The sequence below is a fragment of the Paenibacillus rhizoplanae genome (assembly GCF_042684125.1).
Lineage (GTDB): Bacteria > Bacillota > Bacilli > Paenibacillales > Paenibacillaceae > Paenibacillus_AQ > Paenibacillus_AQ rhizoplanae.
This window is the reverse complement of the sequence record NZ_JBHUKY010000064.1, coordinates 1-13544: the sequence shown is the minus strand read 5'-3', so window position 1 is coordinate 13544 and position 13544 is coordinate 1. Positions and strand designations below refer to the sequence as shown.

At 53.2% G+C, this 13544-nt stretch carries 12 protein-coding genes; all 12 read left to right on the top strand.

What is annotated here, in order from left to right; genetic code table 11:
* Nucleotides 1-146: 146 nt before the first annotated feature.
* The 12 genes from ACFSX3_RS25805 to ACFSX3_RS25750 all read left to right on the top strand — a co-directional run bounded on the left by ACFSX3_RS25805 (nucleotide 147) and on the right by ACFSX3_RS25750 (nucleotide 13186).
* Entirely contained in the window at nucleotides 147-632 is a 486-nt protein-coding gene (locus tag ACFSX3_RS25805; RefSeq protein ID WP_245368307.1) for a molybdenum cofactor biosynthesis protein MoaE, read from the top strand.
* A gap of 19 nt (nucleotides 633-651) precedes the next feature.
* On the top strand, nucleotides 652-1359 hold the full coding sequence (locus ACFSX3_RS25800) for a DNA alkylation repair protein (protein ID WP_209993601.1): 708 nt from the start codon (nucleotides 652-654) through the stop codon (nucleotides 1357-1359).
* A gap of 107 nt (nucleotides 1360-1466) precedes the next feature.
* Nucleotides 1467-1958: a pyridoxamine 5'-phosphate oxidase family protein gene (locus tag ACFSX3_RS25795; RefSeq protein WP_209993600.1), complete on the top strand. Its 492-nt coding sequence runs from the start codon at nucleotides 1467-1469 to the stop codon at nucleotides 1956-1958.
* A gap of 171 nt (nucleotides 1959-2129) precedes the next feature.
* Nucleotides 2130-2687 carry an RNA polymerase sigma factor gene (locus ACFSX3_RS25790; RefSeq protein ID WP_339223091.1) on the top strand — a complete coding sequence of 186 codons (558 nt, stop codon included), beginning with the start codon at nucleotides 2130-2132 and terminating at the stop codon, nucleotides 2685-2687.
* Nucleotides 2669-3853, top strand: a complete 1185-nt coding sequence (locus tag ACFSX3_RS25785; RefSeq protein ID WP_209993598.1) for a hypothetical protein — start codon at nucleotides 2669-2671, stop codon at nucleotides 3851-3853. Before ACFSX3_RS25790 ends, ACFSX3_RS25785 begins: the two co-directional genes overlap by 19 nt.
* Before the next feature lie 201 nt (nucleotides 3854-4054).
* The gene (locus tag ACFSX3_RS25780; RefSeq protein ID WP_209993597.1) at nucleotides 4055-5404 is read left to right on the top strand and encodes an ABC transporter substrate-binding protein; all 1350 of its coding nucleotides are present in this window, start codon (nucleotides 4055-4057) and stop codon (nucleotides 5402-5404) included.
* A gap of 169 nt (nucleotides 5405-5573) precedes the next feature.
* Nucleotides 5574-6536 (top strand): carbohydrate ABC transporter permease, encoded by a 963-nt coding sequence (locus ACFSX3_RS25775; protein ID WP_209993596.1) that lies wholly within the window; start codon nucleotides 5574-5576, stop codon nucleotides 6534-6536.
* A complete protein-coding gene (locus ACFSX3_RS25770; protein WP_036725825.1) occupies nucleotides 6533-7378 on the top strand; it encodes a carbohydrate ABC transporter permease in 846 nt (281 codons plus the stop codon). The genes ACFSX3_RS25775 and ACFSX3_RS25770 overlap by 4 nt, the downstream gene beginning before the upstream one ends.
* Before the next feature lie 100 nt (nucleotides 7379-7478).
* Complete coding sequence (locus ACFSX3_RS25765; protein ID WP_209993595.1) at nucleotides 7479-9242, top strand: sensor histidine kinase; 1764 nt, start codon at nucleotides 7479-7481, stop codon at nucleotides 9240-9242.
* A 42-nt stretch (nucleotides 9243-9284) separates the two neighbouring features.
* Entirely contained in the window at nucleotides 9285-10889 is a 1605-nt protein-coding gene (locus ACFSX3_RS25760; RefSeq protein WP_209993668.1) for a response regulator, read from the top strand.
* Between the two features lie 112 nt (nucleotides 10890-11001).
* The gene (locus tag ACFSX3_RS25755; protein ID WP_209993594.1) at nucleotides 11002-12084 is read left to right on the top strand and encodes a Gfo/Idh/MocA family protein; all 1083 of its coding nucleotides are present in this window, start codon (nucleotides 11002-11004) and stop codon (nucleotides 12082-12084) included.
* 421 nt (nucleotides 12085-12505) lie between these two features.
* Complete coding sequence (locus ACFSX3_RS25750; protein ID WP_209993593.1) at nucleotides 12506-13186, top strand: hypothetical protein; 681 nt, start codon at nucleotides 12506-12508, stop codon at nucleotides 13184-13186.
* Nucleotides 13187-13544: the final 358 nt, after the last annotated feature.

Below are 13544 nucleotides of genomic sequence, written 5' to 3'. Positions count from 1 at the left end.
TGGCTGGCTTATTAGAATCACTGCACTGGCTAGGGGTGGAACGGGACGAGCTGGCCGGTGCGGGGCTAGAGGAAGATTTCGCGGCAGATATAGATACACCCGAGCAATATGAGCAGCTGCTGCATCTATCGAAGGGAAGTGAGCGAATGGGCCATTCGTTATTTGAAATTACAGAGTCCGCGATTATACCCGCTGAGGTATCGGATAAAGTTCTGCGCAGAGAGGCCGGGGCGATTACCTTATTCATCGGGACGGTGCGTGAGTTCACACAGGGGAAGAAAACCTTGTATCTTGAATATGAAGCATACCCGTCCATGGCTGTAACGCAGCTGAAGCGCATCGGGCAGGAAGTGCTGGAGCGCTGGCCGGATACGAAGGTTGCAGTCACCCACCGGATCGGCAGGCTGGAGATTACCGATATTGCCGTGGTCATCGCAGTCTCTTCGCCCCACCGTAAGGCTGCCTATGAAGCGAATGAATACGTGATTGAGCGGATCAAGCAAATCGTTCCCATCTGGAAAAAAGAAACCGGTGAGGACGGCAAAGCGTGGATTGGCGACCAGCTGAATCAGAATGCTTACCCTGAGGGCCGTCCGCTGCTGCCGGATATTCCGGCGGAAGACGAGAGGTAGCTAAAAGGAGGAACGTTCAATGAATGCAGAACAAGTGATGCAGGAGCTTGAAGCGCTTGGCAAGGAACGGACCAAGAAGATGTATACCGCAAACGGCGCACGGGAGCCGCTCTTTGGTGTGGCTACCGGTGCGATGAAGCCGATTTTTAAGAAAACCGGAATCAACCAGGCGCTGGCTGAGGAGCTGTATGCCACAGGTAATTATGATGCGATGTATTTTGCCGGGATCATTGCCGACCCGAATGGGATGACGGAAGCGGATTACAACCGGTGGATGGACGGGGCTTATTTCTATATGCTGTCTGATTTCGTGGTGGCTGTAACCTTGGCTGAAGCAGATATTGCCCAGCAGGTGGCGGATGAGTGGATCAGGAGCGGAGAGGATCTCCGGATGTCGGCAGGCTGGAGCTGTTACTGCTGGCTGCTGGGAAGCCGTCCGGATCAGGAGTTCTCCGAGAGTAAGCTGGCTGCTATGCTGGAGCAGGTTGAACAGAGCATTCATCAGTCCCCGGAGCGCACCCGGTATTCGATGAACAATTTTATGTATACGGTGGCTGTATCGTATTCGCCGCTTCATGATCTGGCGCGTGAGACGGCGGAGCGGGTGGGTCCGGTCGAGGTGGACAAGGACAAGCCGAAGAGCAAGCTCATCCACGCGTACGATAATATTATGAAGGCTGTCGACAAAGGCCGGACCGGCTTCAAACGCAAACATGTACGCTGCTGATTTCCCGGATTTCACCGGTATCCGGTAATGCTTCGCCGCTTCTGGTTAATAAATGCTATGCATTTGGATAACCTATTCCCTATCCTGGAAGAAAAGAGGCGGTAAAGATGTCAACTACACACCATAGTCACGAGGAAGCCGTTGAGACGGTCCGCAAGCTGATCAAGGGTATTGATATGGCTATGCTGACTACGATTTCGGAGGAAGGGCTGGTCTCCCGGCCCATGAAGACACAAGAGGTAGAATTCGACGGGGACTTGTGGTTCCTGACCAAGAAGAACACCAGCAAGTTCGGAGAGATTCTGTATGATCCGCGGGTGAACGTGGTCTATGCAGATAAGTCCTATATCTCCATCCGTGGAACGGCTGAGATTGTAACCGATGTGAACAAGAAGAAAGAGCTCTGGAGTGCAGGGTACGATACCTTCCTGAAGACCAGCTATGATGACCCGGCTGTGATTCTGATCAAGGTCCATGCCGAAGCCGCCGAATACTGGAAGAGCGGCAATCTGGCCGAGAAGGCGGTATACATGTTCAAGCGGATGACCGGCCAGGACACTGACGGGCTGAATCTGAATCAGACGGTCGAGCTGGAATAGAGCAGACAGACAGTTTTAGGAAGCTTATAGGTTCATAGGTTCTTCAACGGAGAGATCAACAGAATTCATCTGGGGGTCTCTTTTTTGTTGTGGAGCTGTAAAAAAAGATAATTGTCACATTACATACGGCTCATGTGTTATATCTATATGATTTGCAGAAAGGAGATTATCGTGGACCCTATCGAAGAGAAGATTAGAAGGATTCAGGGCGGGGAAGGAGGCTTGTACTCGGATGTGATCAGGCTGTACCAGCAACGGATTTACCTCTATTGTTACCGCTTGCTGAACAACAAGGAAGAGGCAGAAGACGCAGTACAGGATATCCTGATCAAGGCCTACCAGAATATCGGGCAGTACAAGCCTCAGGCAGATTTTACCTCATGGCTCTACAAGATTGCTTATCATCACTGCCTGAACCTGCTGCGGCGGCAGAAATTCCAGCAGCAGGTGCGGAAGCTGCTCCGGCAGGAGGTTACGGAGAAAAGCGCCGAGCAAATGGCCCAGAACCGCCTGTTCAGCGAGCCGGTCTCGGCTGCTCTGCGGAAGCTGGATGTGGAGGACCGGAATTTATTGATCCTGCGGATTTATGAAGATAAATCATTTGCGGAAATCAGTGAAATTCTGGGTGTGAGTACGGCTACCGTACGCAAAAGATATGAACGGACCAGGGAAAAACTTAAAAAAGCGATTGAGAGAAGGGAGAAACAATTATGGGCAAGCGTGAATTAACTCCAGAGGAGCAGTTTCTGAAGGAGGGAGACCGTTCAGCACATTGGAACACCGTTGATGTTCACGAACCAGTAATGAAGGCGCTCGGGCTTGAGGGGGCATTGACTGCTGAAGAAGACGAGAACCTGCTTCAGACCCTTCCGCCAAGCGGAGAGGCACCAAAAGTAATGCGCAGAATGGAAACAAGAACCGGACGGAGACAGAAGCGGATGCCGGTGAAGGGCTGGGCGGCGGCGGTCCTGGCACTGGTCTTGCTGGGCGGAGGCTATACCCAATTCTCCGGCAAACTCCAGCAAGGAGCTGAAGCCCAGAGTTCGGGTGAAGTCCGGCAAGGGGCCGGAGCCCAGTATAAGGTGCTTCCGTATCAGCCGCTTCCGGCGACGGCTTCCGGCGGAACGCTGATTGAGAAGGCGAAAGAACCCTTGAAGCCTTATATTCCCAACGCAGAGCCGGGTGCAGAGTATGAAGCCAACCAGAAGCTGAGTATTCTCTATAACCAGAAGTATTCAAAAGGGGCAGAGCTCATGAAGGAGCTGTTGCTTCCTGGAGAATATGCCACCTATGTAATTACGCGTGAAGACGAGGAGGGAGAGGGGAGTATGAACATGTATCGCCCGCCCCTCACGTTCAAGGACTATACCGCCTATAAGACCAGTGTAGAGGAGCACAACGCTCCGGTCCTGGAGCAGCCGGCGTATCTGCCGGAAGGATATGCCCTGCATGAGGCTATCATCAAGCCTTTTTTCTTAAAAGTTCCGGATGTGCAGGAGCTTAAAGGCGGAAACGAGAGAGACCTGGGAGACAACTTCCAGTTGGCCTGGAGAGTGGAGAAGGCGGAGAACATTGACTACCCGTATTCCTCACTGGTATACAAGAAGGGGGACGTTCAGGTGAGAATCGGTGTCTCGCTTGTGGATGACAACCAAAACCCGGCTGATCCGCTCTCGTGGAGTGAATATACAAAGATGGAAAATATAGAGATAAAAGGTAGACAGGCCATTTTTTCGGATGACTCCGGCAACAAGGAGCTTGACTTGGGATTTAAGTACGAGTTGGTTTGGTCTGACCCGGGTGCAAAGGTTATCTATTCTGTGATCGCCGGCCAGGAGAATACGGAGCTAACGAAGGATGAGCTTATCGCCATTGCCGCCAGTATGATGAAATAAGCAACGCAGAGTTGAGACTGAGGGCTGTTTCGCTATCTTAGGATAGCGGAGCAGCCTTTGAATGTTTTTTGCCTAGCTGCAGGATGGCAGATTCGTAAGATTTTATAAGAATTCGTGCATCGCCCTCCTATGAACTTCCAACCTGTCTTGTTACTATAGCAATGTAGCAAGAGAATACAGATGTATACAGGAGGGTTAAAGATGTTGAAATGGAAGCGTTCTCTTTCGGTCCTGGCGATGACAGCGATATTAGGTACACTGGCTGCCTGTGGCGGCGGAGGGAATAAGGTAAACAATGCAGGAGGGGCTACAGAAGCACCTGCCAGCACGAATGCTGCTGCGACGGCTGCTGCAACTGAAGCGCCAAGCACCAATGAGCCGGTCAAGCTGCGGATTATGTGGTGGGGCTCACAGCCGCGTCACGAAGCTACCTTGGCGGCCCTGGAATTGTACACGAAGAATAATCCGAACGTAACCTTCGAGCCGGAGTATTCCGGTATGGACGGTTATCTGGACAAATTATCCACGCAGGCTGCAGCCAACAATGCACCCGATGTTGTTCAGCTTGACCCGGGCTGGATGCCGGACTGGATGGCCCGCCAGCAACTGGCCGACCTGGCTCCTGAGGTAGATGTAAGCAAATTCGATACGAAGCTGCTGGCAGGCGGCCAATTGGACAGTAAGCAGTACGCTGTTCCACTCGGCTCTGTAGCCTTCGGTATGGTATATGATAAAGCGGCTATGGATAAGCTGGGGATTGCGAATCCGGCTAACGGCTGGACCTGGGATGAGTTCTTCGCCTTAGCGAAGGAATCCAAGTCCAAGCTGCCGAAGGGACAGTATTTCACCCTCGACTATGCAGGTAACTATTTCATGTACTCGGCGTATCAGTATGCCAAAGGCAAAGGGCAGGTTATCACGAATGAGGGTCATTTCAACGTGGATGAAGCCACGTATCTGGACTGGACCCGTAAATTCGAAGAGCTGCGTAAGGAAGGCCTGGTTCCTCCGGCGGATGTGAATGCCTCCGATAAGGAAAATGATCCGCAAATGGATCTGCTCGCAGCAGGCAAGGTGCTGTTCCGTTACAGCTTCTCCAACAATCTGGGAACCTGGGACAGCATTAAGCCAGGAGCCTACGCACTTGTAACCATGCCGCGTGCCGAAGAGGCCGGAGGCTGGCTGAAGCCGTCGATGTACATGGCGGTCTCCAAGAACTCCAAGCATGCTGAAGAAGCCAAGAAATTCATCAACTGGTTCGTGAATGATGCTGAAGCGGCCAATATTACCCAAACCTTCCGCGGTCTGCCGGCCAACAAGGATAATGCGGCCCTGCTGGAAGCGAACATGAGCGATCTGGATAAGGTAGGCTTGGCTCTGCTCCGTGCTACGGAGCCGGATGGCCAGACCTGGTCGGCCGGAGCCGGCGGCTGGACGAACTTCATCGACAAGGACTGGGTACTTGTCCGCGACCAGCTCAGCTTCGGCAAGTCTACACCAGAAGAGGCGTTCAAGCAGCTGAAGGAAGCCTCGCTATCCTACGAGAAATAAGGTATGAACTGAAAGCCCGGGACAGCAATGTTCCGGGCTTTATCTTTTTAACGTGTTTTCGAATTAATCGTTATATTTTGAAAGAATTCGAGCATTGCCCTCCTTTAGCCGGAGTGTGGCCCAATACTATACTTAAGCTATACAAATTGACCACAAGAGGTGACCACAGATGAACCGCTCCACAACCACTTTAGCCGAAGCCTCGCCAGCGCCGAAAAAAAGCTCCTATTTCAAAAGCCGGTGGAACGCTCCGCTTGCAGGCTATTTGTTTATTTCGCCCTGGCTGATCGGGTTCCTGGTACTGACAGCGTATCCGTTGTTCTTATCGCTGTACTATTCGTTTACCGACTACACCCTGATGCAGCCGATGAAATGGATCGGGTCCCGCAATTACGAACGGATTTTCACCGCAGACCCCAAATTCATTCAATCCGCCAAAGTCACGGTCATGTACGTGCTGGCCTCTGTGCCCCTTAAGCTGATTGCAGCCTTGCTGGTGGCCATGGTACTCAGCAGAGCGGTCAGAGGGATCAGTGTCTACCGCACAGCGATCTATTTCCCTTCCCTAATCGGAGGGAGTATCGGGGTATCACTGCTCTGGCGCAACATCTTCGGGGTAGACGGGATTTTTAACAAGCTGATTGCAGTCTTCGGTATCGAAGGGAAAAGCTGGATCACCAACCCGGACACCGCGCTTGGCACACTGATTCTGCTGACGGTCTGGCAATTCGGCTCCACCATGGTAATCTTCCTGGCAGGGCTGAAGCAGATTCCCAATGACTTGTATGAAGCTTCCTCGGTAGACGGGGCGAACAAGTTCATTCAATTCTTCCGCATTACACTGCCTATGCTGTCGCCGATTCTCTACTTCAACCTGATCATGGCCGTGATCAACGCCTTCCAGATGTTCACCTCGGCCTTCGTGATTACGAATGGCGGCCCGATGAACGCTACATATGTATATGCCATGTATTTGTATGAACGGGCCTTCAGCCGGTACGAGCTGGGCTACGCTTCTGCACTCGCCTGGATTATGCTGGTCGCCATTGTTGCCGCAACACTGCTGATCTCCTACACCTCGAAATATTGGGTATTCTATGAGACTGACACTGGAGGGAAAAAACGCAAATGACAACTTTGAATTGGAAGCCTGCACTCCGGCATGTATTCATGATTCTCTTCAGCTTCCTCATGGTCTATCCGATTGTCTGGTGGATCGGAGCCTCGCTGAAGGACAGCACCGAGCTGAGTTCACCGGGAATCTTCCCGTCCGTCCCGCAGTGGGAGAACTTCACCAAAGGCTGGAACTCAGTTCCCGGACATACGTTCACTGATTTCTACCTCAACACCTTCTGGCTGGAAATTATGGTGCTGATCGCAACGCTGTTATCCTGTACGCTGGTTGCCTTCGGGTTCGCCCGGCTGGATTTTCCGCTGAAGAAATTCTGGTTCTCGATTCTGATGCTGACGCTGATGATGCCGGGCCAGGTGCTGATCATTCCCCAGTACGCCTTATTCCATCAGCTGGGCTGGGTGAACACGTATTTGCCGTTTGTCGTTCCCCATCTGCTGGCGGGTGGGGCCGGCGGGAGCTTCTTCGTCTTCCTGCTGATCCAGTTTATCCGCGGCGTGCCCAAGGAGCTGGACGAATCGGCCAAAATCGACGGCTGCTCCTGGTTCGGGATTTTCTGGAGAGTGGTCATGCCGCTGGCCTTCCCGGCGGTCGTTACGGTGACGATCTTCTGCTTCCTGTGGAACTGGGATGACTTCCTGGGACATCTCCTGTACATCAACACGGTAGACAAATACACGGTGGGACTTGCGCTGCGCATGATCAATGACTCCCAGTCTGCAGCCGAGTGGGGCCAGCTCCTGGCCATGTCACTTGTCTCTATTGTTCCGGCAACGCTTGTGTTCACCTTCCTGCAAAAGTATTTCGTGGACGGGATTGCGACAACAGGCATAAAGGGATAAGATGTAAAAAACATCCGTCCGATAACGGTAAAGCGCCTGAGCCTTATTCGACGCTTTACCGTTTATTTCGTATGAAGCGGAGGCGAAGGAAGGGGATCACTTGACCAATCCTTTTAAAAAGTACAGGATCGACCGTCTATTTTTTCACAGCTTTGCTATTATAATTATTCTAGTGATAGCGGTAACGGCTTGGACCAGCTACAGCAATTCCTCCAAAGCCCTTGTACAGACCACCTCCCACTATCAGCAGCGGCTGCTGGATGAATTGAACAATGAGATCACCACCCGGCTGGATATGATTGAGCAGATCTCACTGTCCACCTCACGGGACAACGAGCTGACGACCTTTCTATCGAACAGGCAGGATGATTTCGAACGGTACCGCAAGCGTATAAGCGTTGAGAGTGCGCTTGGCAATCTGACCTACGCCATTCCGTTAATCCAGGGGATTGACCTCTACATGGATCAGCCGATGCCGAGCAGCGGGCAGAGCTATATTCAATTCCGCAATATTCTCGATCTGGATAAGCAGTCCTGGTCCAGGAATCTGGTGAAAAGCGATTTCGCCTGGTCGGGGGAATATTCCATTCCCAGTGTGCAGGGAGACATTCCGGTGCTTAGCTTCGCCCGGAAAATCATGAACGAGAACGACTATCTCGGTGTGCTGGTCGTTCATATTAAGGCCAAGGAGATCCGTGCGCTGCTAACCGGCAACTCCACCGGGTCGAACCGGATCATGGCGGACAGCGCCGGCAAGCAGATTCTGAGTATCGGGGAGACGCTGGAGCAGAAAGAGTGGTCTAAATGGATCGACCTCAAGAGCAACAAATCCGGTTATGTCCATATTCCCGGCGATAAGGACTCCGGTAATACGCTGCTGGTCTACTCGAGAATGGACAATTCCATCTGGACGCTGATTGAATTCACCTCCTGGAAGCAGATTACGGCAAGCAGTCTGGAGCTGGCGGAATGGATTGGGCTGATCGGGATTGGAGCGATTCTGCTGGTCTTGCTCCTGACACATTATCTGAGCCGGCAATTCTCCAAGCCGATTAAGCAGCTTGTAAGCGCTATGAAAGTGTATTCAGTCGGAGGGCACAAGGAGGAGCTGCCTAGCGACTATGAGAATGAATTCGGTTATCTATTCTCCGGCTACCGCAAGCAGACCGAGCGTATCGAGGAGCTGTACCTGTCGCTGGAGCGGCGGTACGAGCAGCAGCGCAAGGCGGAGATTGAGGCCTTACAGGCCAATATCAATCCCCATTTTCTCTACAATATGCTGGACCAGCTTAACTGGATGGCGATTGAAGCAGGACAGGATGAGCTGAGCCGGATTCTGGAGCTGATGGGCCAGATGTTCAGGATCGGCTTATCCAACGGGGCAAGCTTCATCATGGTATCGGAGGAATTGCAGCACATCCAGTGTTATCTCGAAATCCAGCAGCTCCGCTGGGGCGACGGCCTGGAGTACACCATCGAGGTGGAACCGGGGCTTCAGGAGGCCTATCTTCCCAAGCTGACCCTGCAGCCTTTTGTGGAGAATTCAATTGTACACGGCTTCAATAAGCAGCGCAGCGGACATGTCTCGATCCGCCTGACTAAGGTAGAGGAGACACTGCAGATTAGAATTGATGATAACGGGGCAGGCCTGAAGCAGCCGGAGGCGCGGCCCCAGAGACGGCATACCGGCGGCTATGGCATACGGAATGTGCGAGAGCGGATTGCCGGATATTTCGGAAATGACTACGGGGTTACGCTGAAGGAACGTGAAGAGGGAGGGACCCGGGTAGAGATTGTTCTGCCGCTGCTCACAGAGGCTCCGGCACAGATACTGACTGCTTCTCTCGCCGCGAAGGAAGGCTGATACGGCTGCTGCGGGCCAGAGAAGCTTAAGGAGGCAGACATGATGTGGAAGATCGCTATTATTGACGATGAGCGCCAGGTACTTCAGGGGATGAAACGGGCGATTCCATGGGAGGAGCTGGGTGCGGAATGGGCCGGTGAGGCGCTGAACGGGGAGGACGGTCTGGCGATGATCCGGGCAACCAGCCCGGACATTGTAATCACGGATATCTATATGCCGGTAATGAGCGGCCTGGAGATGATGGAGCAATTAAGGAACGAGGGCTTCAAGGGCAAAATCATTATTCTAAGCGGTTATTCAGACTTCGAGCATGCCAGACAAGCCCTCCGGCTTCAGGTCAGTGACTATGTCTCCAAGCCGATTAGTCTGCCTACGCTTAGAACGATCCTTCATAAGGTGATTGCAGAGCTGCTCAGAGAGCAGGAGAAGGTGATCAGACAAGGCGAGCTGGAGCTGAAAATGATGCTGTACGAGCCTTTTGTCGAGAAGGAATGGGTCCGGTCCGCCGCGGTCGGTACCCTGGAGCCTTCGTACCGGAACAATACCCATCTTCCGCCATCGTATCATTATTGGCTGGATGGCAGGCATGCGACCATCGGGATCGAGCTGATCCGCGATGACCGGGCCAGCTCCTTCTCGGTCTCGGACTGGAATCTGCTGCGCTTCGCGGTCAGCAATATTGCTTGTGAGGTAACGCGCAAGCACTACGCCAATATGGAATACACCGAGCTGAACAGCTACCGGGCCTTGCTGATTATCCACCCTGAGGCAGAATGCACACAGCAGCTGGAGGAGCTGGGGACGCGGTTGATTGACAGCATCCATTCGTATCTCAGGCTGGTAGTCCGCATAGGTATAGGGGGGCTGAAGGATACGTGGACAAAGATTCCTGAATCGACGGAGGAGGCGTTCCGCGCCATGGATCACGGAGCCTTACGGATTAGTCCGGCCTATGAGGTGTACTGCTACCGTGAGAGCCACAGCAGCGGGCAGGACCGTGGGGTGCTCTTCCCGGTGAAGTTCTCCTACAAGCTGGCCGCCGCGATGAAGGCTTCACAGGAGGCGGAGGCGCAGCAGCTTGTATACGGATACATTGCCGAGCTGCAAGCGCAGCAAGGGGTCTCCGCCAGCTACGTGCAGATGCTCGGCAGCGAGCTATGGGGCATTATCACCTACTCCCTGTATGAGTCGGGCTTCGTGCTCGATGATCTGTTCACTAATGACCAGATTGCCCAGGAGATCGGCAACCTGGCCGTACCCGACCAGCTGGCAAGCTGGTTGTCCGCCAAAATCACAGCGATCTGTGCCAGCCGCCAATGGAAGGGCAGCAGTAAGCACCGGCAGGTCGTGGATTTCATGACCAACTATATTCATGAGCATTACGCCGAGGAGCTTACGCTGGCTGATCTGTCGGATAAGGTGTTCATCTCCCGGAATCATTTGTCGATTATTTTCAAGAACATTACCGGGGAGACCTTCAACAATTACCTGACCCGGGTACGAATTGAGAAGGCCAGGGAACTATTAATGGAGCGCAATATGCTGGTCTATGAAGTGGCGGAGCGGGTTGGCTACAAGAACATCCCTTATTTCAGCACGCTATTCAAGAAGATCACCGGGATGAATCCCACGGAGCTGATCAAATGATGACACATATAATCCGCTAGAGACAAGTATGATGGTAGAAGCCGCAATAACGAAGCAGGAACTTGCGGCTGATCTGCACCAACATCAATGTGACATCAGGGAGGACAGGGTTATGCCCGTTAACTTCAGTATTATCGGCGGAGCCGGATTCCGCGCACAGTATTATTTACGAATTGCCAGGGTCTTGCCGGAATTGTTCCAGATTGGCGGCCTTGTGGTCAGGGACCGGGCCCAGGGACAGGAGATAGAAGCGGCGTGGGGTGTTCAGACATACCGTTCCCTTGACGAGCTGCTGCAGAATGAGGACCCGGATTTCGCAGTAGTCTCCGTCAGCGGCGGGGCGGCAATGAACTATTTGTACCGGCTGGCCGAGATTGGTCTTCCGGCCCTGACAGAGACGCCTCCTGCCTCCAGTCTGGAAGAGCTGGAGCAGCTGCACAAGGAGCTAACCGTGCACGGGGCTTGGATACAGGTCGCAGAGCAGTACCCTTACCATCCGGTTCAGGAGGCGCGGATGTCGCTGATCCGTTCTGGCAGGCTGGGCAGAATCACCGAGACGACGGTCTCCGTATCCCATCTATATCATGGGGCAGCCCTGATGCGCAGGATGCTCGGCATCGGGTTCGAGGAGGCGGTCATCCGGGGGATGCGGTTCGCCTCCAGTTGGGTTGGCGGACCTACCCGCAGCGGCCCTCCGGTTGAAGACAAGCTGACCCCTCTCCAAAGAGACTTGGCCTGGCTGGATTTCGGAGACCGGCTGGGCATTTACGATTTCACCAAGGACCAGCACCGCTCCTGGACGCGCTCGAATCATCTTAGCGTGCGCGGAGAGCGCGGGGAGATCTTCGACAATCGGGTGCTGATCCAGCAGGAGGATCTGGTGCCTCTGCAAATGGAGCTGAAGCGCATCAACCGTGGAGAACAGGAGAATGCCGAAGGCTATTACCTCCAGGGGATTATTTGCGGAGAGCAATGGCTGTATAACAACCCGTTCGCCCCGGCCCGGCTGTACGATGACGAGCTCGCCATTGCGTCCTGTCTGGACAAGATGGCTCTCTATGCGGCTGGCGGCCCCGCCTTCTACGGACTGGAGGAAGCCTCACAGGATGTATACCTCGGCCAGCTGATTGAGAAGGCCATTGAGTCCGGCGAAGCCGTAAGAACAGAGCGGATGTGCTGGGCGGAGGGGAAGTAGGGTTGTGGCAGGGAGTGTAGCTGCTGGTTATGCTGCTCACATTCTGGCCCGGCTTGAGCTATTGCTGTGGCTGAATGTGTGCTTGATCAAACTTCGTTTCGCTCAAACCCCGGCCTCATGCGGACATTGGCCCCGCCATTTTCGCAGTGGAAAGGCATTTATTTATGCGAAGTCACTGTATGAGTGGAGTATATTATTGACGGGGGGAGCAAGCCGGTACTATAATCTGAAAAACGGATGAAGCACATCCCGCACCCTGATTGATTGGGTGCGGGATTTTTTGTGCGCGAATACGTCATTTTGTGCGCGAATACGTCAGTAACTTTAGGTTCTGACGCCCCCGGAAGTGAGTGGAGACAGGTGGGATGATCAAGCTCAGTTTGCGGGGAGAGAATTGATTTTGCAGAGGAGGAAGAGAGAAATGGGATTTGCTGAAGAGCATCAGAGATGGCTGGAGTATCATAAGAAACGCAGGACGGGGGAACGTCTGGACCGGCTGGACCGGGGGCACCGGCATGGGGAGCAAATGTTTGTGGAGCGGGTATGGTGGCCGATTTTCGGGAAGTTGGATGATCTTCATCCGGAGTACGAGGTTGCCGATTGGCGGGGCAGGCCGTATTTTGTGGATTTTGTGTGGAAGCCTGGACAGGTAAAGTTTGCTATTGAGATCAAGGGATATGGGCCGCATGTTCAGAACACGGATCGCACCCGCTACCGCCAGGAGCTGAACCGGGAGACCTATCTGCAGATTGCCGGATACCGCGTCATCGCCGTCCCGTACGATGATCTGGAGTCTGCACCGGAGCAGACCATCTCCCTGCTGAAAGCTTTGCTAACCCCATGTTTGTTGAAAACCAGTTCTGAGGGGAGTGGCCAATTTTCGAGGATAGAGCGCGACATATTGCAGATGGCGAGCCGGATGAATGGGATGATTCGGCCGGTGGATGTGGTGAAGCAAATGGGCATCAATCGGAGGACAGCGATAAAACACCTAACTACTCTAGGTGACAAAGGTAAATTCAAACCAGTGTTGACGCCTGAGAGCAATCGGATCTGCCGCTATGAGCTTGTTCAAAGTATGATAGATTCCGAGATATGGTAGGAATTTCGGCCGAAAGCGGGCGGTGGGAGGAAATGAGGAGCACAAGTGCACCTGAATTAGCTGAAAGTGAGTGGTAGGCGGAAATGAGGAGCACAAGTGGACTCCTGAATTAGCCGAAAGCGGGCGGCGAGCGGAAATGAGGAGCATTAGTGCACCTGAATTAGCCGAAAGTGAGCGGTAGGCGGAAATGAGGAGCACAAGTGCACCTGAATTAGCCGAAAGTGAGCGGTAGGCGGAAATGAGGAGCACAAGTGCCAATGTCATTAAGATAAGCTCAAAGATAAGTTTGGAATTAAAAACGGAATCCAAAACGGTATGGGGAAAAGCCCTATGCCGTTTGTTTTGGGTGTAAGGAAGG